The following is a 21,350-nucleotide window of genomic DNA, read 5'->3' on the forward strand; positions in this document are numbered from 1 at the left end:
CGGGTGCTTGGAAATCCGTTCCTGGCTGGTCAGCCGGGGCTCCCGAACAGGCGGTCACACGGCCCGCGCGCCCAGGGCCGTGCGGCCCGCGCGGGGTCACTCGTTGGCCGCGCGCGGCCGTTCGCCGTCCTCGTACTGATCGAACAGCGGGGTGCGGCCGCGCTCGCGGGCCCGCCGGGCGGACGCGGCGCGCCGGGCGTCGCTGCGGCCGTCGCCGTCGGCCTCGGTCCCTTCGGCGGCCTCGGCTGGGCCGCCCTCCTCTGCGGGCTCCGCCTCCGGCTCGGCCGGTTCGACCGCGCTGGAGCGCGCGGAACTCCACGTGTCCGGCGCGCCCAGGTCGACGCTGGAGGTGGCCCGCGGCGCCACGGGCGCGGTCACGTACGTCGGCAGCGGTACCGGCACCGGGTCCCAGCTGTCACCCCGGCCGGGGCCCCGCCTGCGCTCGCGCTGCTGGTCGACCCACTCGGCGTGGTCGGTCTGCTCGACGAGGGCGCGGCGGTCGGCAGCGAGCGCGGAAAGACCGGGGTCGGTCTCCGGCTCGGGGCCCTCGTCCTGGTCCTCGGCACCCGCGTCGAGGCCGGCGCGGCGGCGCGGCTGCCGCTCGCGCAGCCGCTGCGCCGCGACCTCGGCCCGGCGGCGGTCCATGACGTAGGTGAAGCGCCGCCGCTCCTGGGCCCGCAGATAGACGATGTAGGAGCTCAGCATCACGGCGGGCACGCCGGGGGCCCACAGGAACGCGAGCCCCCCGACGGCCGCCACGATCGCGCCGCAGGTGAAGGCGAGGAAGAGCATGACGGTCGTACGCCGTCGGCGCGCGAGCACCTTCGAGCGCCGGGCGCGTGCTGCGGCCTCCGCCGCGGAGACCCGCCGCTCGGCGGGAATCCGCGAGGCCGCGGACGCGCCCGATGCCGACGGTGACGACGCCGAGGGCAGGGGTTCGGTGTGCGCCGGCTGCTGCGGTACCGGTCTGGCGGTCGCAGCGGAGCCCTGCGGGGCACCGTGCCGGGCGGCCGGCTGCGGTGCCTGCTGGGGCTCCTGCTCGGCGGGCTGCGGGAGTTGAGCCTTGGTGTGTTCCCGGGCCGGGGGCATGGCGAAGGCCCGGACGTCCACCGAATCGGTGACGCCGCCCGGGTCGGCGCTGGGCTCCCCCTCGTCGGTGGAGCGCGCCCGCAGGTCCTTGGCGTACCGGCGCTCCATCCCCGCCCGTCCGGACAGCAGCCGGATGGCGGTGCTGAAGCGTTCCGTCGGACGGGCTTCGTTCAGCTCGTCCTGCCTACGGAGCCACATCGGCACCAAGTAGGCGGCCCAGGCCCCGACGATGACTGCGTAGATGAGGCCGCTGCTGCTCACGCCTCACACGGTAGAGGGGTTTGCGTGAGGCCATCTGCCAATTGAGCCGGTGTGTCGCACGATCTGGCTGATATTTCGAGCTTTTTTTGTGACCGATGCGATCAGCAGGCCGCCGAGACCCGTGAATTTATCGCCGTGGGACGACTTCGAGAGACACCGAGAGACACCGAGATCGCCCCGAGATGGTTCCGAGGTGATCGCCGACCGATCAATTTCGAACACGCATTTCATTTACTGGGTACTCGGCCTGCTCCGGTTCTGAGAGCGTGCCCGCTGCCAGCGGCCGAGAAGCCCCTCGGGCACCTCTTCCGCGGTGAGCGCGAAGACGAGATGGTCCCGCCAGGCCCCGTCGATGTGGAGATAACGCGGCCGGAGCCCTTCCTCACGGAATCCGAGTTTCTCCACGACGCGGCGGCTGGGGCCGTTCTCCGGGCGAATGCAGACCTCGATACGGTGCAGCCCGACCGTGCGGAAGCAGTGGTCGGTCACCAGCGCCACGGCCGTCGGCATCACCCCGCGCCCCGCCACCGCCTGGTCCACCCAGTAGCCGACGTGCCCCGAGCACATCGAGCCCCAGGTGATCCCGGCGACGGTCAGCTGGCCCACCAGACGGCCCTGGTACTCGATCACGAAGGGCAGCATCCTGCCCGCGTTCGCCTCGGCGCGCAGATGGCGGACCATCTGCCGGTAGGTCGGCCGGTGCGCTATCGGCCCGCTGGGGGTGGGGGGCGGAATGGTCGCCTCCCAGGGCCGCAGCCAGTCGCGGTTGCGCCGGTTCACCTCACGCCAGGCCCGCTGGTCGCGCACCTTTATCGGCCGGAGGACGACATCGCCGTCCACCAGCTCGACGGGCCAGGACGGGCTGTTCAGCTCGCACCCCCACTGCCGCTGGGTCTGGGGTGGTCGCCGCCGCGGATCTGCTCCACGGCGTGGACCAACAAGGGCTCGAGGACGGCCAGACCGTCCTTCACCCCGCCGGTGGAACCCGGCAGGTTGACGATCAGCGTCCGTCCCGCGACTCCGGCGAGCCCACGGGACAGCCCCGCCGTCGCGACCTTCTCTCTGCCGAACGCCCTGATCGCCTCAGGAATGCCCGGCACCTCATGATCCACTACGCGCCGGGTCGCCTCGGGCGTCCGGTCGGTGGGCGAGATCCCCGTGCCACCGGTGGTCACGATGACGTCGTAACCGGCCTCGACGCCGGCGCGCAGCGCCGCCTCCACGGGGTCGCCGTCGGGCACGACCCGGGGGCCGTCGACGGTGAAGCCGTACGACGTGAGCCCCTCGGCGATCAGGGGCCCGCCCCGGTCCGCGTAGACACCCGCGGCGGCCCGGTTGGAGGCGGTGACCACGAGGGCGCGGTACGACGGTGACGTCATGACCGGCTCCAGTCGCCCGACTTGCCGCCTGTCTTCTCCTCGACCCGTACGTCCGTGATGACCGCCCCCTTGTCGACCGCCTTGACCATGTCGATCACGGTCAGGGCCGCCACGCTGACCGCGGTGAGGGCCTCCATCTCGACGCCCGTGCGGTCGGTGGTCTTCACGGTGGCGAGGATCTCGACGGCGTCGTCCGCGACCGACAGGTCGACCTTGACGCCCGACACCGACAGCGGGTGGCACAGCGGGATGAGGTCCGGGGTGCGCTTGGCGCCCATGATGCCCGCGATGCGCGCGGTGGCCAGGGCGTCGCCCTTGGGCACTCCCCCGCCGCGCAGCAGTTCGACCACACGGGGGGAGACCAGGACACGGCCGCTGGCGCGGGCGGTGCGCGCGGTCACGTCCTTCCCGGAGACGTCGACCATGCGGGCGGCACCCGCCTCGTCGATGTGGGTCAGTCGGTCCTGCGTACTCATGTGCGGCAGCGCTCCCGGTCGGGCCTGTTGTGCGCGACACGGTACCGCCAACTCGGCACGGGCAGCCGGGCAGGACCCTCCCTGGCTCCGGCCGGGTCAGCCGAGGAGGACCACTTCGACCTCGGTGCCGGGCTCGACCGAGGTGGTGTCCTCGGGCACGACGATCAGCGCGTCGGCGTGCGCGAGGGCCGCGACCAGGTGGGATCCGGCCCCGCCGACGGGTGTCACCCTGCCGTCCTCGTACGTTCCCCGCAGGAACTGCCGGCGCCCCGGGGGCGAGGTCAGCGCCTTCTCGGTCTCCAGGGTCGCTCTGGCGGTGGGGCGGTGGACGTCGTCCACACCCATGAGCGTGCGGATCGCGGGGCGGACGAACAGTTCGAAGGAGACGTACGACGACACGGGGTTGCCCGGCAGGGCGAGCAGCGGGGTGTGGTCGGGGCCGATGGACCCGAAGCCCTGGGGCTTGCCGGGCTGCATGGCGAGTTTGCGGAAGTCGACGCCGGCGCCCGCCTCGTCCTCGTCGCCCACCGAGGACAGGGCCTCCTTGACGACGTCGTACGCGCCGACGCTCACGCCACCGGTGGTGACCAGCAGGTCGGCGCGGATGAGCTGGTCCTCGATGGTGGAGCGGAGTGTCTCGGCGTCGTCGGCGACCGCGCCCACGCGGTAGGCGATGGCCCCGGCGTCGCGGGCGGCGGCGCACAGGGCGAAGCTGTTCGAGTCGTAGATCTGGCCGGTGTCCAACGGCTCGCCCGGCTGGACCAGTTCGCTGCCGGTGGACAGGACCACCACCCGCGGGCGGGGCCGCACGCGGACGGTGCCGCGGCCGATCGCGGCCAGCAGGCCGATCTGCGGGGGACCGAGGACCGTACCCGCCGCGAGGGCGAGGTCGCCCGCCCGCACGTCGCTGCCCTTCGCGCGCACATGGGCGCGCGCTTCGGCCGGGCGGTGCACCCGCACCTGGCCGGAGGCGCCCTCGGGGGCGGCGCTGTGGGCGCGCATCCCGGAGACCGGACCCTCGCCGAGTCCTCCGTCGGTCCACTCCACCGGGACGACGGCTTCGGCACCGGGCGGCAGCGGGGCGCCGGTCATGATGCGGGCGGCCTGCCCCGGACCCACGTGCGGCGGCTCTGACCGGCCCGCCGCGACGTCGCCGACGACGGTGAGGACCGCCGGATACTCCTCACCGGCGCCCGAGACATCCGCGACCCGCACCGCGTACCCGTCCATCGAGCTGTTGTCGAACGGCGGCAGGGAGACCGGCACCGTGACGTCCTCGACCAGGACGCAGCCCTGGGCGTCGAGGAGTTGCAGCTCGATGGGTTCGAGGGGGCGGACGGTCGCGAGGATGTCCTCCAGGTGGTCGTCCACCGACCAGAGACGGTCCTGGCCGGTGGTGCGGGCGGCGGCAGTGCTGCTCAAGATCCCTGCATCTCCTCGGCTACGTAACTGCGAAGCCAGGTCCGGAAGTCCGGGCCCAGGTCTTCACGTTCGCACGCGAGTCTGACAATGGCACGCAGGTAGTCGCCGCGGTCCCCGGTGTCATAGCGGCGGCCCTTGAAGACGACGCCGTGCACCGGGCCGCCGACCTTCTCGTCGGCGGCGAGCTGCTGGAGGGCGTCCGTGAGCTGGATCTCGCCGCCGCGGCCCGGCTCGGTCTTGCGCAGTATGTCGAAGATGTGGGGGTCGAGGACGTAGCGTCCGATGATCGCGTAGTTGCTGGGCGCGTCGGCCGGGTCGGGCTTCTCGACCAGGCCGGTCACCTTGACCAGGTCGCTCTCACCGGTGGTCTCCACGGCGGCGGAGCCGTAGAGGTGGATCTGCTCGGGCTCGACCTCCATGAGCGCGATGACGCTGCCGCCGTGCTGCTCCTGGACCTCGACCATGCGGGCGAGCAGGGGATCGCGGGGGTCGATCAGGTCGTCGCCGAGGAGCACCGCGAAGGGCTCGTGGCCGACGTGCGGGGCCGCGCACAGGACCGCGTGGCCGAGACCCTTGGGGTCGCCCTGGCGCACGTAGTGCATGGTCGCGAGGTCGCTGGACTCCTGGACCTTGGCGAGCCGCCCGGCGTCGCCCTTCTTCTGGAGGGCCGACTCCAGCTCGTAGTTGCGGTCGAAGTGGTCCTCGAGGGGGCGCTTGTTGCGTCCCGTGATCATGAGGACGTCGTCGAGACCCGCCGACGCGGCCTCTTCGACCACGTACTGGATCGCCGGCTTGTCGACGACCGGCAGCATCTCTTTGGGAGTGGCCTTCGTGGCCGGAAGGAACCGGGTGCCGAGGCCTGCTGCAGGGATGACAGCCTTGCTGATCCTGGGGTGCGACTCAGTCATGCCCGTAACCATATCCGGTGCCTATGAGCAGAATCTGTGGCTCCGGTCAGTTGGCTCTCATATGAGCACATAAGGAACCACGGGGAGCGATCTGTGCATCACGCCGGACGTGAGGCCGAGCCTGACAAGCGAATGTTGCGCCAAGGATTCCTGGCGGTGAGAAGCAGGTTGACAGCCGGTGACCTGCGGGAGACCGCCGAGGCCCTGGCCCTGCGCGCACTGGAGCTGCCGGAGCTGGCGCACGCGCGCACGGTGGCCGCGTACGTGTCCGTGGGGAGCGAGCCGGGCACCCTCGCGCTCCTGGACGCGCTGCACGCCCGCGGTGTGCGCGTCCTGCTGCCGGTGCTCATGGCCGACAACGACCTGGACTGGGGCGCCTACGCGGGCGAGGGCTCCCTCACCCGCGTCCAACACGGCGGCCGGATGGCCCTCTTGGAGCCCGCGGGTGAGCGCCTGGGCCCCGAGTCCGTCCAGGAGGCCGACGCCGTCCTGCTGCCCGGCCTGGCGGTGGACCGGCGCGGACAGCGGCTGGGGCGCGGCGGCGGCTCGTACGACCGCGTGCTGGCCCGCCTGGAGCGCGCGGGGACGGATCCGGCCCTGGTGGTGCTCCTGTACGACACCGAGGTCGTCGAGGACGTGCCGCGGGAGCCGCACGACCGTCCGGTGCACGCGGTGGTGACGCCTTCGGGGGTTCGCCGCTTCCGGTGACGTTCCCCGTGGCGACCCCGGCCTGGCTCGTGGCGACCCCGGCTCGGAGTCCCCGTGTGACGCGGAAGGGCCCTCCACGCGTGCGTGGAGGGCCCTTCCGCGGATGCCGTCAGCGCCTCACGGCTTGAGCACCAGGGTGTCGCTCGTGCTCTTCTCGACCGCCTTCGGCGAGAAGGCCCACGGCAGCAGCTCGCCCTTGGCCCACTTGTCCGTCTGGTCGGTGTAGTGCGCGCTGTACGCGTGCCCGGACGCTCCGGAGAGGTTGATCCACTTCGACTTGTCGAGCTCGTCGAGGTTGACCACCATCCGCATCGACGGCACCCAGACCACTCCGTAGCCGCCCGCGGCGTTCCAGCCGGTCGCGTTGACCGTCGCCTCGCCGCCACTGAGCTTCCAGGGGCCGCGGTTGAGCATGTACTTCAGGAAGGCGGGGCCCTCGGTGCCCAGGGTCTGGTTCTTCAGGAACAGGCGGTGCAGCCGGCCCCAGCTCCAGGTGTCGAGGTCCTTGCCGAGCTTGGCGGTCAGCTCCCAGCGGGCGTCCTTCATGGCCCGTACGAACAGCTCGTCACGGGTGTCGATCGCCTTGTCGAGGCGCGTCTTGGGCGCCTTCCACCAGTCGTTGTGCTCGTCGTCGATGATCTTGCGGACCACCTCGAACCAGCGGTCGCCGCCGTCCGGCTGCGCCTGGTCGGCGTCGCGCTGACCGCACTCGAGGACCTTCCGGTCGTCGTCCGCGGGACCGGTGGTGTCGACCGGATCGACGTACAGGCACTGCCCCTTGACCCGCAGCTCCTTGGGCAGCTTGTTGCCGAAGGCCAGCTTGAGGATGTTGCGCCAGACCGCGTTGAAGTACGCGGCCGCCGCGGAGTCGGCGTCCTGGGTGTAGTCCCAGCCCTCCAGGAGCTTCTGCGCCTCGCGGACGTTCTTGTCGGCGACGTCCAGCTTGAGCAGCTTGGGCACGATCTTGCTCGCGATCTCGCTGCTGTTGTCCAGCTGCATCTGCCGCATGTCGTCGGTCGAGATCTTGCCGCCGCCGTCGGTCTTCGTCTTGATCAGATCGGTGATCCGCTGGCTGCGCGCGCCGTAGCCCCAGTCCGTGGTGAGCGTGTAGGGGTACTTGTCCTTGTCGACGACGGCCTGGTTGGCGGTGACGATGTAGCCGCGCTTCGGGTCGAACTCGTAGGGCAGTTCGGACGGCTTGATGTAGTTGCCGGTCCAGCTGTACTTGGGGTCCCAGCCGGGCGAGGGGAGCGAACCGTCGTCGCCCTTCGGGCGGATCGGGATCTTGCCGGGCAGCTGGTAGCCGATGTGGCCCTTGGGGCCCTTGCCGTCGGCGTAGACCAGGTTCTGCGAGGGCACCTCGAAGGACTGGGCCGCCTTGCGGAACTCGTCCCAGCCCGACGCCTTGTCGATCCGGAAGACGGCGTCCATTGAGGTGCCCGGGTCCAGGGCGGTCCAGCGCAGCGCGATGGCGTAGCCGTCGCCGCGGTCGGGCGCCGCGGCGTCGACGGTGGCCTTCTTGCCGACCTTGACCAGCTCGTCGTCGCGGTCGGACAGCAGAGGTCCGTTGTTGGTGGTGCGCACGACGATCGTCCTGCTGCCGCCGCCCGCGATCTTGATCGTTTCCTTGCGGGTGGTGAAGGGCAGCACCTTGCCGTCGTACTGGTAGCCGTTCCCGGTGATCTTCTCCAGGTACAGGTCGGTGACGTCGACCCCGGAGTTGGTCATGCCCCACGCGATGTTCTGGTTGTGGCCGATTATCACGCCGGGCATGCCCGCGAAGGTGTAGCCGGAGACGTCGTACGGGCACTTGCTGGAGACCGCGGTGCAGTGCAGGCCCATCTGGTACCAGACCGAGGGCAGCGAGGCCGACAGGTGCGGGTCGTTGGCCAGCAGCGGCTTGCCGGTGATGGTGCGTCCGCCCGACACGACCCACGAGTTGGAACCGATGCCGTTGCCGTTGACCCCGACGGCCGTGGGCACGTCGTCGAGGACGTCGTAGAGCTTGGAGAGCTGGCTCTGCAGACCCCCCGGCGCCGTCGTGTCGCCGGCCAGCCCGGTGCCCGCCGTCGACTGCCCGGTGCCGCCCGTGGTCGTCGAGCCGTTCTGGACGTACGACTGCGTGACACTGTCGTACGCGCCCTCCTGCGTGATCGTCTTGTTCCGGCCGTACGGGTAATCCGGGTACAGGTCGGCGATCTGCTTCGGGCCCAGGCGGCTGGTCATCAGGGAGCGGTCGATCTCCTCCTGCATGTTGCCGCGCAGGTCCCAGGCCATCGCCTTGAGCCAGGCCACCGAGTCGACCGGGGTCCACTCCTGGGGCTTGTAGTCGTTGGTGAAACCGAGGGCCGCGTACTCCAGGGAGATGTCCTTGCCGTCCTTGCCCTTCAGGTAGGCGTTGACTCCCTTGGCGTACGCCCGCAGGTACTTCTTCGTGGAGGCCGACAACTTGGTGTCGTACTCCTTCTTGGCGACCCGGTCCCAGCCCAGCGTGCGCAGGAACTCGTCGTTCTTGACCTGGCCCTTGCCGAACATCTCGGACAGCCGGCCCGAGGTCATGTGCCGGCGCACGTCCATCTCGTAGAACCGGTCCTGCGCCTGGACGTAACCCTGGGCCATGAACAGGTCCGTGTCCGAGGACGCGTAGATCTGGGGAATCCCGTAGCCGTCCCGCTTCACGTCGACGGGCCCGGAGAGCCCTTCGAGCGTGAGCGAGCCCTTGGTCTGCGGGAAGGAGGCACGGACGGTGCTGACTCCCCAGTACCCCCCGTAGGCCACGCCCCCGATCAGGGCCAGAACCAGGACGATCAGGATCAGACGGGCGCGGCGCCCCTTCTTCCTGCCGGACTTGCCGGGCTTTTGGCCGGAAGAGGCGGTGGTGTTCGGGGGCATCGCTGTCCTTGCTGTCCTAACGCGAGCGGCAGGCGGTCCTGGAGTGCTGGAGCAACCATAGGCGCAGGGCCCACCGCGCCTTGACGCGGAGTCGGGTACCCGGACGGCCGAGCGTTTGATCTCGGCCCCGGGAGCGTCAAGAAAGCGTCAAGAGTTAGGTAAGGTAACGAAGTACTTGGACCGCTGTACCGACTTCCGGCGTTCGGATCGACCTGCTCGGACCCCGTGCCCGGATCGGCGAGAAGGGAACGGCCGCTGACTGTCCACCACCTCAACCAGCTCCTGCTCGTCTGCTCGCTCGTCCTGCTCGTCGCGGTGGCAGCGGTTCGGATCTCCTCGCGCAGCGGGCTCCCCAGCCTGCTCGTCTACCTGGGCATCGGCATGGCCATGGGCCAGGACGGCGTCGGCGACATCCACTTCAGCAACGCCGAGCTGACCCAGGTCATCGGATACGCGGCCCTGGTCGTGATCCTGGCCGAGGGCGGCCTCGGCACGAAGTGGAAGGAGATCAAACCGGTCCTTCCGGCCGCCACCTCGCTGGCGCTGGTCGGCGTCGCGGTGAGCGTGGGGGTCACGGCCACCGCCGCCCACTACCTGATCGACCTGGAGTGGCGGCAGGCGCTCATCATCGGCGCGGTGGTGTCCTCGACGGACGCCGCGGCGGTCTTCTCGGTGCTGCGCAAGGTCCCCCTCCCCTCCCGGGTGACGGCCGTCCTGGAGGCCGAGTCGGGCTTCAACGACGCCCCGGTGGTCATCCTCGTCGTCGCGTTCAGCACGGCGGGCCCCGTGGAGCACTGGTACGTGCTGGTGGGAGAGATAGCCCTGGAGCTGGCCATCGGCGCGGCCATGGGACTCGCGGTCGGCTGGCTCGGCTCCTGGGGCCTGCGGCACGTGGCCCTGCCCGCCTCCGGCCTCTACCCGATCGCCGTGATGGCGATCGCCGTCACCGCCTACGCGGCCGGCGCCCTCGCGCACGGCAGCGGCTTCCTCGCCGTGTACCTCGCCTCGATGATGCTCGGCAACGCCAAGCTGCCGCACTGGCCCGCCACCCGGGGCTTCGCCGAGGGACTCGGCTGGATCGCCCAGATCGGCATGTTCGTCCTGCTCGGCCTGCTGGTCACGCCGCACGAGATGGGCGACGACATCTGGCCCGCGCTCGTCATCGGCCTGGCGCTGACCGTGGTGGCCCGGCCCCTGAGCGTCTTCGCCGCCCTGCTGCCCTTCCGCATCCCCTGGCAGGAGCAGACGCTGATGTCCTGGGCGGGGCTGCGCGGCGCCGTGCCCATCATCCTGGCGACCATTCCGATGGTGAGCGGCATCGAGGAGAGCCGCCGGATCTTCAACATCGTCTTCGTCCTGGTCGTCGTCTACACCCTCGTCCAGGGGCCCACGCTGCCCTGGCTGGCCCGCACGCTGCGGCTGGGCGAGTCCACGGGCCCCGCCGACCTCGGCATCGAATCGGCACCCCTGGAGCGGCTGCGGGGACATCTGCTGTCCGTGGCGATCCCCAAGGGGTCACGCATGCACGGCGTCGAGGTGGCCGAGCTGCGCCTGCCCGCGGGCGCCGCCGTCACCCTCGTCGTACGCGAAGGGACCTCCTTCGTACCGCTGCCCACGACGGTGCTGCGGCGCGGCGACGAACTGCTGGTGGTGGCCACCGACCCGGTCCGCGACGCGGCCGAGCGACGACTGCGCGCGGTAGGCCAGGGCGGCAAGCTGGCGGACTGGCTGGGCCCCCTGGGCGGCGGCAGCGGACGCTGAGACGGCGGAAATCCACCCCGTTGCGCATTCACAGGCCAGCGGTGCGGTGGTGCTCGTTTTCACAGGCACCGCCCGCCTCTCCCCCTGTACCATGAAGGCATACTTTGATCGAACCAACTCTGCCTGACGCAGAGCTGGCGCGACCGTATGGCGGTCGCGGTGCCCTTGCAGGGGGCGGCGCGGCATCTACCGCAGTTCCGCGCAAGAGGACAGCTCTCGGCGCCCCCGCACGGGCGCGCTACCAGGCGGCAGAAAGGCACGGGCCGTGGCATCCACGGTCACCTCCCGCCCCGGGTACGGACAGCTGCTGCGCACCCGCGGCGCCTGGACGTTCCTGCTTCCCGGTTTCGCGGCACGCCAGCCGTTCGCGATGCTGACCATCTCCCTCGTGCTCCTCGTCCAGCACACCACCGGCTCGTACGGGGCCGCCGGCGCCGTCGCCGCGGCCACCGGCGTCTCCATGGCGCTGTTCGCTCCCTTCACCGGCCGTCTCGCCGACCGTCACGGGCAGCGGGCCGTCCTGCTGCCCGGCGTCCTGGTGCACGTCCTGGCCGCCCTCTGCCTGACCGCCCTGGCCCTGTCGGACGCCCCCCTGTGGGCCCTTTTCCTCGCCGCCGTGCCGACCGGCGCCTCGGTGCCTCAGATCGGGCCCATGGTCCGCGCCCGCTGGGGCGTGAAACTCCAGGACTCGCCCCTGATGAGCACCGCGGCGGCCTTCGAGTCCGTCACGGACGAGCTGACCTTCGTCCTGGGCCCGCTGGTCGCGACCGCCCTGTGCACCACCGTGCACCCGGCCGCGGGCCTGCTGACCGAGGCCGCGCTGACCCTGTTCGGCGGCCTTCTCTTCGCCGCGCAGAAGAGCACCCAGCCCGCCACCGCCCGCGAGGGCCACGCGCGCGTGGAGCACGGTTCCGCGCTGCGGATCCCCGGGGTGCGCGTACTGATCGTGACCTTCCTGGGCATCGGCTCCGTCTTCGGCGGCATGCAGGTCTCGCTCGCCGCGTTCAGCGAGTCCATCGGCGAGCCCGGCATGAACGGTGTCCTGTACGGCGTCTTCGCCGCCGGCAACATGCTGTCGGGCGTCGCCTGCGGCGCCATCGCCTGGAAGGTGGCCCCGCGGCGCCGTCTCGTCATCGGGTACGCCGCCCTGACGCTCACCGCCTCCGGGCTGTGGACCGCCCACTCGGTGGCCGTGCTCATCGGCATCGGACTCCTGGTCGGGATGTGCATCGCTCCGGCCCTGATCACCGGCTACACCCTGGTCGAGGGACTGGTGCCGGCCGGTGCCCGCACCGAGGCCTTCACCTGGCTGACCGGCGCCGTCGCCCTCGGCCAGGCCGCGGCCGTCACGGTGGCCGGGCAGATGGAGGACCGCCTGTGGGACGGCGCCGGATTCCTGGTGCCGATGGGCGGTACGGCCCTGGCGCTGGTCACCCTGGTGGCCCTGCGTTCACGGCTCGGGACACGACCCGCCGGCCGCACCGTCGCACGTGGCGTCGGTCACCGAGTGCCGGTGACAGTGGACTGATCTCTCGGAATACGTCACTATGGACCGTCGTTAGCACTCACTGAGTGAGAGTGCCAGGAGGAAGACAAGTGCCGACCTACCAGTACCAGTGCACCGAGTGCGGCGAGGGCCTCGAGGCGGTGCAGAAGTTCACCGACAATGCCCTGACCGAGTGCCCCAACTGCGGTGGCCGCCTGAAGAAGGTGTTCTCGGCCGTCGGCATTGTTTTCAAGGGCTCCGGCTTCTACCGCAATGACAGCCGCGGCTCCTCGTCGACCAGCTCGCCGGCGTCCAAGCCGTCGACGTCCTCACCGGCGTCGTCGTCTTCTTCGTCATCGTCATCGACGACCTCGTCGTCGTCGGAGTCGAAGTCGTCGGGCAGCGGTTCGTCCAGCAGCAGCTCCGCCGCGTAGTCCGCCCCCCGGGACGCGATTCCTACCGGACCCTGCCGTCAGCGACGGCAGGGTCTTCGGTGTGCCTCGGGCCCGGCTAGGGTGCGGTTCATGGAGAACCCCGTGAACCCCGTGAATCCAGTGAACCCGGCCGGAAAGCAGGTGCCCGGCGTGGCCGAGATCGGCGTCATCGGCGGCTCGGGCTTCTACTCCTTCCTCGACGACGTGACCGAGATACAGGTGGACACCCCCTACGGGCCGCCCAGCGACTCCCTGTTCCTCGGCGAGATCGCCGGGCGACGGGTCGCCTTCCTGCCACGCCACGGCCGCGGCCACCATCTGCCTCCGCACCGCATCAACTACCGGGCCAACCTGTGGGCGCTGCGGTCTGTCGGCGCCCGGCAGATCCTCGGGCCCTGCGCGGTGGGCGGTCTGCGCCCCGAGTACGGGCCGGGCACGCTGCTCGTGCCGGACCAGATGGTCGACCGGACGAAGGCGCGGGCGCAGACGTACTTCGACGGACTGCCGCTGCCGGACGGCACGGTGCCGAACGTGGTGCACGTGTCGCTGGCCGACCCCTACTGCCCCGTCGGCCGCAAGGCCGCTCTGGAGGCGGCGCGCGGGCGGGACTGGGAGCCGGTGGACGGCGGCACGCTCGTGGTGGTCGAGGGGCCGCGGTTCTCCACCCGCGCCGAGTCGCTGTGGCATCAGGCGCAGGGCTGGTCCGTGGTGGGCATGACCGGCCATCCCGAGGCCGCGCTCGCCCGTGAACTCGAGCTCTGCTACACGTCGTTGACCCTGGTCACCGACCTGGACGCGGGCGCGGAGGCCGGCGAGGGCGTCTCGCACGACGACGTCCTCAAGGTGTTCGCGGCCAACGTGGACCGGCTGCGGAGCGTGTTGTTCGACGTGGTGGCGGGGCTGCCGGAGAACGGAACGCGGGACTGCCTGTGCACGACGGCGATGGGGGGCATGGACCCGGGGTTCCAACTGCCGTGACCGTCGGCGGGCGGGAAGTGGCGAGGTGGGGACGGACCTGCGGGGAGACCGGTCGAGGCGTGCGGAACTCCTCGTTCGGGTGAGGGAGTTGTCCACAAATCGTCGGTGATCCACCGGCTCCGACGGGATTCGCCGCGAGGCCTCATCGTGGGATCGCAAGCCCGGTCCCTCGTCGCAGGTGGTGGTTCCCCATGGCCCAGCTCTCCCCTTCTCCTCCCGCCCGCTCCCCACGGCCCCCGTCCTCCCCTGGGACGCGGAGGTCCCCGTGGGACGGCCCTCGGACCCGTACGCGGGACGGCCCTCGGACCCGTACGACGTGGACGACCTGCGTCCGCCGGGCGTGGACGCGCCCCCGACCTGCGAGGTGCCGCAGTTCCCGCCCGTTCGTGTGCGCGGAGGCCGGTATCGGCCGCGGTGCCTCGCCCGGTACCGGCGGCGGGCCGTGGCCGCGGGGCTCGCGGTCACGGCGGCGGCCCTCGTGGCGGCCGTCCCCCGAGCCGCGGAGCGGGCACGCGGCCACCCGGCGTCCACGGCCTCGACCTCGGCCATGTCCACGCCCACGTCCGCCGCCTCCTCCCCTTCCGGTTCCGCTTCCTCTTCCTCCTCCTCGTCCAGTTCCGCTTCCGGTTCCGTACGGGAGTCCGGCGGGGTCGAGATGGTGGCGGCGCCGGTGCGGATCGCCGACGCGGCGACGGTGCGGCTGCTCAGGCCCGGGGATCGTGTCGACGTGATCGCGTCGGACGGCCGCGACCAGGGGCGCGTGGTCGCGGCCGGGGCCCGGGTGAGCGCGGTACCGGACTCCGGCGGTACCGAGCCCGGTGCGCTGGTCGTGCTGTCCGTGCCCCGGCCCACCGCCGCACGGCTGGCGGGTGCGGGCATCTCCGCACGGTTGGCGGTGACACTGTGCTGAGGACTCCGCCGGATATCGAATCGGTGTCAAGTCCCGCACGGGGGCTACGGGATTGGACAGCGCCCACATGCCCTGCCGTAGGTTGCGGAGCTGTTTGTTCCACAACTTGTGCAGAGGGGCCTCTTGGTGAGCGAGAAGCAGCAACCCGGCGTCTGGGAGGGCTTCAAGGCCTTCCTCATGCGGGGCAATGTCATCGATCTGGCCGTCGCGGTGGTCATCGGAGCGGCCTTCACCAACATCGTCAACTCGGTGGTGAAGGGCATCATCAACCCGCTGGTCGGTGCGGTCGGCACGAAGAACCTCGACAGTTACCACTCCTGTCTGAAGGGGCCGTGCCAGGGCAGCGGGGACACCGCCACGGGCGTCCGGATCCTGTGGGGCTCGGTGCTGGGCGCCACGCTCAGCTTCGTGATCACCGCGGCCGTCGTCTACTTCCTGATGGTCCTGCCGATGTCGAAGTTCCTGGCCCGGCAGGCGGCCCGCCAGAAGGCGAAGGAAGGCACACAGGAGGTCATCGAGGTGTCCGAGCTGGAAGTGCTCAAGGAGATCCGCGACGCCTTGCTGGCTCAGCGCGGTTCGGGGCAGAGGCCCGGCTAGGGCTGTCCCGGCTGGGGCTGTTCCGACGGGGGCTGTTCCGGCTGGGCGTGTTGTCGCGGTGGGGGCCGGACGGGGGCCGGTCCCCAAGGCGCCGGGGCCGCGTTCGGCGGCCCCATCGCCCGGCTCAGAGGTGGTGGGGCGGCTTCTCGTCGAGGAAACGCTTCAGGTCAGCGGCGCTGTCGGCGTCGCCGCCCGGCCGCTCGCCCCATCCCCGGTCCGTGTCGTCGGAGGACTGCTGGCTCAGCGGGTCGTCGAAGACCAGCGTCGGCTTCCGGGGAGCGGGGCGTACCTCCCCGGACGACTCGGTGCGCGGTTCCGGGGCATCGCGCGGTTCGGGCGCGGGGGTGCTACTCATGCGTCCAGGGTACGCCGAGGGCATGCCGGCCCCTCGCGCCACGACCGGCGGATCAGGCCCCCCGCGTGGGCGTTCCGGGTCCTTTTCTGCTGTGCTTGGCCGCATGACGTCCAGTTCCGCTTCCGAGTCCGCACCGACGCCCGGCACGTCCCGGCTCGGGCCCCTGCGCAGGATGACCGCCCGGGGGCGGGGCGAGGCGCACCGCGTCGCGACGCCGCTGGAGCTCTTCTTCGACCTGTGTTTCGTCGTGGCGATCGCCCAGGCCGGCGCCGAGCTGATGCACTCCATGGCCAGGGGTCACGCGGGCGAGGGCATCCTCAACTACGTGATGATCTTCTTCGCCATCTGGTGGGCGTGGATGAACTTCACGTGGTTCGCCTCGGCGTACGACAACGACGACGCGCTCTTCCGGGTGGTCACGTTGGTGCAGATCGCCGGTGTGCTGGTGCTCGCCGCCGGGGTGTCGCGGGCGTTCGAGAACCACGTCTTCCTGGCCGTCTGGCTCGGCTACGTGATCATGCGGTTCGCGCTGATCACCCAGTGGCTCCGAGCGGCGCGCTCCGCCGAGGGCGCCGAGAGAACGATGGCGTTGCGGTACGCGGTCGGTGTGCTGCTGTGCCAGGTCGGCTGGCTGGGGCTGCTGGTCCTGCCGGAGTCGGGCCGCGGCTGGGTGTTCCTGGTGATGGCGCCCTTGGAGATGTGCGTCCCGCTGTACGCGGAGAAGGACTACGTCACCTCGTGGCACGCGCACCACATCTCCGAGCGGTTCGGCCTGTTCACGATCATCGTGCTCGGCGAGTCGATCTCCGCGGCCACGGTCGCCGTGAAGACGGGCGTCGACGAGCACGACGCGCTGGGCCGTCTGCTGCCGATCGCCGTGGGCGGCCTGCTGATCGTGTTCGCCGCCTGGTGGATCTACTTCGCGGTGCCCATCCACGGCTTCCTGCGGTCCAACAGACAGTCGTTCCTGTGGGGGTACGGCCACTATCTGATCTTCTCGTCGGCGGCCGCGATCGGCGCGGGTCTGGAGGTCGCGGTCGAGCAGGCGGTCGGCAAGGCCCACATCTCGACGCTCGCCGCATCCGCCGCGGTGACACTGCCGACCGCTCTGTACTTCCTCATGGTGTGGCTCCTGCACGCGCGCCACTTCAAGGTGGGCACCGCTCAGCAACTGGTCCTGCCCACGGCCGCGTTGCTGGTGATCCTGTGCACGTTCCTGGGCGACTGGGCGGTGCTCGTGGCCGGAATCGTGGCGACCCTGGCGGTGGCGGTGGGAGTGATCCTGACCGCGCGGATGACCGCACCCGAGAGACGGGCGACGGCGGGGGCCGCGTAGAGCCGCTCGAGCGGTGCGGGCACAGGCGGACGGGCGGGCACGGAGGAGGCGCGGGACGGAGGGGGAGCGCCGAGGGCGGGGCGGGGGAAACACTGGGCCCATGACAGTTGACGCTCTGACAGATGTCGCGGGGCTGCGCGTGGGGCACGCGACACGCACCGGCGGCGGTTGGCTCACCGGCACCACCGTGGTGCTCGCTCCCCCGGGCGGCGCCGTCGCGGCCGTCGATGTGCGCGGCGGTGGACCCGGCACCAAGGAGACCGACGCGCTCGACCCGCGCAATCTGGTGCAGAAGGTCGAGGCGGTCGTCCTGACCGGGGGCAGCGCGTACGGGCTGGACTCCGCGTCCGGGGTGATGGCCTGGCTGGAGGAGCGGGGCCGCGGCGTGCGGGTGGGCGTCGATCCGGCGCACGTCGTGCCGGTGGTGCCCGCCGCCTGTGTCTTCGACCTGGGCCGCGGCGGCGACTTCCGGGCACGGCCGGACGCGGCCACGGGCCGGGCCGCGGTCGAGGCGGCCGACGCGAGTGGACCCGGCGCCCCGGTGGCGGAGGGGTGCGTGGGCAGCTAAGCACGGGCGCGACGGTCGGGGCGGTCAAGGGCGGGGTCGGTTCGGCGAGCGCCGTGCTCGGCTCGGGGATCACGGTGGCCGCGCTGGTGGTGGCCAACGCGGCGGGATCGGCGGTGGATCCGGAGACGGGAGCGCTGTACGGGGAGTTGCTGGGGGGCGGGCGGGCGGAGTACCCCGCGTCCGGGGGTCCATGAGGCGGCTCGGAAGCGGCTCGCCGAGGCCGCCGCGAGGAACACGCCGCCGCCGCTGAACACCACACTCGCCGTCGTCGCGACCGACGCCGTCCTCACCCGGGCGCAGGCGCACAAACTCGCCGGGACGGCGCACGACGGCATCGCCCGCGCGGTGCGGCCGGTGCATCTGCTCAACGACGGGGACACGGTGTTCGCGCTGGCCACCGGCGTCCGGCCGCTCGCCGCCGGGGACCCGCTCGCGCTCAACGAGATTCTGGCTGCCGGCGCGGACCTGGTGACACGGGCGATCGTGCGGGCGGTGCGGGCGGCCGGCCCGGTGGACGGTCCGGGCGGGATGTGGCCGTCGTACGAGGAGTTGTACGGGAGCCGGTAGTCGCTAACCAGTGGCCGGCAACCGGTGGGCGGAGGTCGGTGGCCGTAGCCGACATCCGGTGGGCGGAGGTCGGTGGTCGGTGCTGGTTATCGACATCTGGTGGGCGGTGGCTGGTGGTCGACATCCGGTGGCCGGAGGCCGGTGGGCGGAGGGCGGAGGCCGGTAGCCGACACCCGGTGAGCGGTGGTTGGTGGGCGACAGTCGGTGGCCGGTGGCTCCAGGGCGGTCATGAAGGGGGCGATTGTCCCGGTTCTGTCACCGGACGGCGTCAGGCGGAGATCGTGGGAACCCTTCTCTTCACCGCTCGCTCTTTCCCCACGCACCGGAGCGGATCACCCACACCACAAGGAACTGGAGAAGCCCGTGAATACGCCGAACTCAGCAGCGCGGCGCGCACTGGGGGCCTGTGCCGCCCTGATGGTCGGCGCCCTCGCCCTCACCGCCTGCGGCGGCAACGCCAGTGCCGACACCGAAGGCAAAGGCGGCAAGAACGGCAGCGGCTCGGCCAAGACGTCCACGGCGAAGATCGCCATCTCGGCCAAGGACGGTTCGACGAGCGCGTCCATCAACGCGACCGGAGTGAAGGTCAGCGACGGCAAGCTGACGGACGTGAAGATGACGGTGTCGGGGAGCGGTGCCGCCGTACCGGGGGCGATAACCGCGGACGGCGGCAGCTGGCAGCCCAAGGCGCAGCTGGAGCGTGGGACGAAGTACCAGATCTCGGCCACCGCGAAGGACGCGAGCGGGCGTACGGCCGCCGCCAACTCCATTTTCACGACGGTCTCTTCGAGCAACAGCTTCATCGGTACGTACACGCCCGACAACGGCAGCACGGTCGGCGTCGGGATGCCGGTCTCTTTCACCTTCGACAAGGCGATCAGCAAGCCGAAGGCCGTGCAGTCACACATCAGCGTCACTTCCAGCAGCGGGCAGCAGGTGGTCGGGCACTGGTTCGGCGCGCAGCGGCTCGACTTCCGGCCCGAGCAGTACTGGAAGGCCGGCTCCAAGGTGACGATGAAGATCGACCTGGACGGCGTCGAGGGGGCGAACGGTGTCTTCGGCGTGCAGAAGAAGACGGTCACCTTCACCATCGGCCGCTCCCAGGTCTCCACGGTCGACGTCAACACACAGACCATGACGGTGGTCCGGGACGGCAAGACCCTCAAGTCGGTGCCGATCTCGGCCGGCAGCCCGGAGCACACCACGTACAACGGGCAGATGGTGATCTCCGAGAAGTTCGCGCAGACGCGGATGAACGGCTCGACGGTGGGCTACGGCGGCGAGTACGACATCCCGGACGTGCCGCACGCGATGCGCCTGACCTCGTCGGGGACGTTCGTCCACGGCAACTACTGGTACAACCGCGGGAACCCGCCCTTCGGCCGGCAGGGCACCAGCCACGGCTGCGTGGGAATGGCCGATGTACAGGGCGCGCAGGGGGACACGACCGCCAAGTGGTTCTTCGACAACTCCCTCGTCGGGGACGTCGTGACGGTGAAGAACTCGCCCGACAAGACGGTCGCGCCCGACAACGGACTGAACGGCTGGAACATGTCGTGGAGCGCGTGGACCGCGGGAAATACCGCCTGACGGGGCGCCGTTGACGCCGAAGCGGGCCGTGTGGGAACTTGCCGCGCGGCCCGCTCGTTTTTGTGTCCGTACGTTTTCTCGGTTCCCAGGAATGATGTCGGACCGAGGGGCTACGGTATGCACCCACAAGGTGACATGCAGCAACGCCGGGAGAAACCTTGAGCGTTCCGTACGAGACAGCAGCGTACGAACCACCCGAGTCGCCCGAGTCTCCGGAGGAGCACCTCGCGCGACTCCTCGGCCGTGCCCTGAACTCCTTCGAACTGCCCGACGAGGCGATACGCCGGCTCGACTGCGCGCTGGCGCACGACAGTTCCCTGCACTCCGCGCACCACAGCGCGGGGCTGCACCGCGAGACGTACCGGCACACCTGGCTGCTCGCCGACGGCTCCGCGGTCACGCTGTGGGAGCTCGTGCACAACACGGCGCCGGGAAGCGAGCCGCAGCACGAGGTGTACGTCGACGAGGAGGAGCTGCGTGCCGCCACGGCGCGGCTGCCGCTGCCGCCGGACGCGCCGGACTTCGAGCTGCCGGTGACGGTCGGGCTGTCGCCGGTCCCCGAGCCACGGCACGCGTACGTGCCCGACGATTCGGCGGATCACGCGCGGCGTCTGCTGCGACGCGCGGAGAACGCGGACCGGCCGGGTCCCGACCTCGCGACGCTGCTGCTGCGGACCGCGTTCGCGCACCAGATCACCCAGGCCTTCGGCCGCCCCTGCCGGGCGGGCCAGGTGGGCCAGGTCGGCCTGTGCTTCTCGCTCTACGAGCACGCGTTCCTGCTCCGCGACGGCCGGGAGATCTCCCTGTGGGAGGTCGAGCACACGGCGACACCGGACGGTCGGCACATGTGCGAGGTCTACCCGACGGAGGACGCGGCCCGCGCCGCGATGGAACGCCGGGCAGCACGGCTCGGCTGACCCGACTCGGCTGACCCGGCTCGGCTGATCTGATGCGGCTGATCTGATGCGGCTGATCTGATGCGGCTGATCTGATGCGGCCGGCTCGACGCGGCCCGATCGGCACGGCTGACCGGGCGTGGCCCGCTCGGAGGCCGGCCCAACACGGCCCGCTCGACGCGGTCCGCCCGACGCGGCTGACACTCCTGGACTGTCACGACCCGGCTGGGACGACTCCGCGCACGGCGATCCCGCGGGCGCCTGCGCCGGCCCGGACGAGTACCGGGCACGCGTGCGGCCCGGCGTCACGGGCGTGCGGGCAGGGCCCGATGTCACAGCCGTGCGGATGCGGCCCGGTGTCGCGGTGCACACGCGGGTGCGGCACCGCGGGGTACGCGTTCTACGGGCGGCTGTCGCTGAACTGGCGTACCAGGCCCGCGAACGCGGCGCGCTCCTCGGGGGTGAGCTCGACGGACTCGGCGACGGGGCCGGAGCGCCGCTGGTGGGGCATCGCCCGCAGCACGGCTCCGTGGGACCGCGTGGGCCCCAGGAGTCCCGCGGCGCGGGCCCGGCGCGTCAGACGGATCAGACCGATGGCCCAGACGACGGTCAAGAGGGCGAGGACGGCCACGCCTATCAACTGGGAGATCGATACATGCTCAGGCATACGCACCAGTAGACACCACGGTCCGGGGCTTGGCCCCGGACCGTGACGTATATCGCAGATGCCGCGAAGG

19 protein-coding genes and 1 pseudogene are annotated in these 21,350 nt (G+C 71.1%); 11 read left to right on the forward strand and 9 right to left on the reverse strand.

Going from position 1 to position 21,350, the window contains the following annotated elements:
• Window positions 1-96: 96 nt before the first annotated feature.
• The 6 genes from glpR to galU form a co-directional block, all read right to left on the reverse strand.
• Window positions 97-1,350, reverse strand: coding sequence for a gephyrin-like molybdotransferase receptor GlpR (gene glpR, locus HEP85_RS17500; protein WP_329288353.1), 1,254 nt, complete (start codon window positions 1,348-1,350; stop codon window positions 97-99).
• Window positions 1,351-1,581: 231 nt separating this feature from the next.
• Window positions 1,582-2,190 (reverse strand): GNAT family N-acetyltransferase, encoded by a 609-nt coding sequence (locus HEP85_RS17505; RefSeq protein WP_248001966.1) that lies wholly within the window; start codon window positions 2,188-2,190, stop codon window positions 1,582-1,584.
• Between the two features lie 26 nt (window positions 2,191-2,216).
• Window positions 2,217-2,729 (reverse strand): molybdenum cofactor biosynthesis protein B, encoded by a 513-nt coding sequence (locus HEP85_RS17510; RefSeq protein WP_168528578.1) that lies wholly within the window; start codon window positions 2,727-2,729, stop codon window positions 2,217-2,219.
• Window positions 2,726-3,205: a cyclic pyranopterin monophosphate synthase MoaC gene (gene moaC, locus HEP85_RS17515; RefSeq protein ID WP_168528579.1), complete on the reverse strand. Its 480-nt coding sequence runs from the start codon at window positions 3,203-3,205 to the stop codon at window positions 2,726-2,728. Before moaC ends, HEP85_RS17510 begins: the two co-directional genes overlap by 4 nt.
• Before the next feature lie 96 nt (window positions 3,206-3,301).
• Window positions 3,302-4,627 carry a gephyrin-like molybdotransferase Glp gene (gene glp, locus HEP85_RS17520; protein ID WP_168528580.1) on the reverse strand — a complete coding sequence of 442 codons (1,326 nt, stop codon included), beginning with the start codon at window positions 4,625-4,627 and terminating at the stop codon, window positions 3,302-3,304.
• Window positions 4,624-5,535, reverse strand: a complete 912-nt coding sequence (gene galU / locus HEP85_RS17525) for a UTP--glucose-1-phosphate uridylyltransferase GalU (protein ID WP_168528581.1) — start codon at window positions 5,533-5,535, stop codon at window positions 4,624-4,626. The genes glp and galU overlap by 4 nt, the downstream gene beginning before the upstream one ends.
• 132 nt (window positions 5,536-5,667) lie before the next feature.
• Between galU and HEP85_RS17530 the strand changes: the two genes are divergently transcribed.
• Entirely contained in the window at window positions 5,668-6,243 is a 576-nt protein-coding gene (locus HEP85_RS17530) for a 5-formyltetrahydrofolate cyclo-ligase (protein WP_168528582.1), read from the forward strand.
• Window positions 6,244-6,360: 117 nt separating this feature from the next.
• On the opposite strand, the gene HEP85_RS17535 is transcribed toward HEP85_RS17530, so the two are convergent.
• Complete coding sequence (locus HEP85_RS17535) at window positions 6,361-9,135, reverse strand: penicillin acylase family protein (protein WP_168528583.1); 2,775 nt, start codon at window positions 9,133-9,135, stop codon at window positions 6,361-6,363.
• 225 nt (window positions 9,136-9,360) lie between these two features.
• On the opposite strand from HEP85_RS17535, the gene HEP85_RS17540 reads away from it, so the two are divergent.
• From HEP85_RS17540 to mscL, 6 genes are all read left to right on the forward strand, one after another.
• Entirely contained in the window at window positions 9,361-10,896 is a 1,536-nt protein-coding gene (locus HEP85_RS17540) for a potassium/proton antiporter (protein WP_168528584.1), read from the forward strand.
• A 265-nt stretch (window positions 10,897-11,161) separates the two neighbouring features.
• Entirely contained in the window at window positions 11,162-12,424 is a 1,263-nt protein-coding gene (locus tag HEP85_RS17545; protein WP_168528585.1) for an MFS transporter, read from the forward strand.
• Between the two features lie 68 nt (window positions 12,425-12,492).
• Window positions 12,493-12,816 carry an FmdB family zinc ribbon protein gene (locus tag HEP85_RS17550; protein ID WP_168528586.1) on the forward strand — a complete coding sequence of 108 codons (324 nt, stop codon included), beginning with the start codon at window positions 12,493-12,495 and terminating at the stop codon, window positions 12,814-12,816.
• A gap of 90 nt (window positions 12,817-12,906) precedes the next feature.
• Window positions 12,907-13,794 carry an S-methyl-5'-thioadenosine phosphorylase gene (locus HEP85_RS17555; RefSeq protein WP_248001967.1) on the forward strand — a complete coding sequence of 296 codons (888 nt, stop codon included), beginning with the start codon at window positions 12,907-12,909 and terminating at the stop codon, window positions 13,792-13,794.
• 316 nt (window positions 13,795-14,110) lie between these two features.
• Window positions 14,111-14,704, forward strand: a complete 594-nt coding sequence (locus tag HEP85_RS17560) for a hypothetical protein (protein ID WP_168533728.1) — start codon at window positions 14,111-14,113, stop codon at window positions 14,702-14,704.
• A 126-nt stretch (window positions 14,705-14,830) separates the two neighbouring features.
• Window positions 14,831-15,301 (forward strand): large conductance mechanosensitive channel protein MscL, encoded by a 471-nt coding sequence (mscL, locus tag HEP85_RS17565; protein WP_168528587.1) that lies wholly within the window; start codon window positions 14,831-14,833, stop codon window positions 15,299-15,301.
• 124 nt (window positions 15,302-15,425) lie between these two features.
• On the opposite strand, the gene HEP85_RS17570 is transcribed toward mscL, so the two are convergent.
• Window positions 15,426-15,656, reverse strand: coding sequence for a hypothetical protein (locus tag HEP85_RS17570; protein WP_168528588.1), 231 nt, complete (start codon window positions 15,654-15,656; stop codon window positions 15,426-15,428).
• 103 nt (window positions 15,657-15,759) lie between these two features.
• On the opposite strand from HEP85_RS17570, the gene HEP85_RS17575 reads away from it, so the two are divergent.
• The 4 genes and pseudogenes from HEP85_RS17575 to HEP85_RS17590 all read left to right on the forward strand — a co-directional run bounded on the left by HEP85_RS17575 (window position 15,760) and on the right by HEP85_RS17590 (window position 20,634).
• A complete protein-coding gene (locus tag HEP85_RS17575) occupies window positions 15,760-16,992 on the forward strand; it encodes a low temperature requirement protein A (RefSeq protein WP_168528589.1) in 1,233 nt (410 codons plus the stop codon).
• A gap of 100 nt (window positions 16,993-17,092) precedes the next feature.
• Window positions 17,093-18,127 (forward strand): annotated as a pseudogene (locus tag HEP85_RS17580) (P1 family peptidase).
• A 363-nt stretch (window positions 18,128-18,490) separates the two neighbouring features.
• Window positions 18,491-19,717: an Ig-like domain-containing protein gene (locus HEP85_RS17585; RefSeq protein WP_168528590.1), complete on the forward strand. Its 1,227-nt coding sequence runs from the start codon at window positions 18,491-18,493 to the stop codon at window positions 19,715-19,717.
• Window positions 19,718-19,875: 158 nt separating this feature from the next.
• The gene (locus HEP85_RS17590) at window positions 19,876-20,634 is read left to right on the forward strand and encodes a DUF6227 family protein (protein WP_168528591.1); all 759 of its coding nucleotides are present in this window, start codon (window positions 19,876-19,878) and stop codon (window positions 20,632-20,634) included.
• A 379-nt stretch (window positions 20,635-21,013) separates the two neighbouring features.
• On the opposite strand, the gene HEP85_RS17595 is transcribed toward HEP85_RS17590, so the two are convergent.
• Complete coding sequence (locus tag HEP85_RS17595) at window positions 21,014-21,280, reverse strand: hypothetical protein (RefSeq protein WP_168528592.1); 267 nt, start codon at window positions 21,278-21,280, stop codon at window positions 21,014-21,016.
• Between the last annotated feature and the right edge of the window lie 70 nt (window positions 21,281-21,350).

The organism is Streptomyces sp. RPA4-2, assembly GCF_012273515.2.
Taxonomy (GTDB): domain Bacteria; phylum Actinomycetota; class Actinomycetes; order Streptomycetales; family Streptomycetaceae; genus Streptomyces; species Streptomyces kaempferi.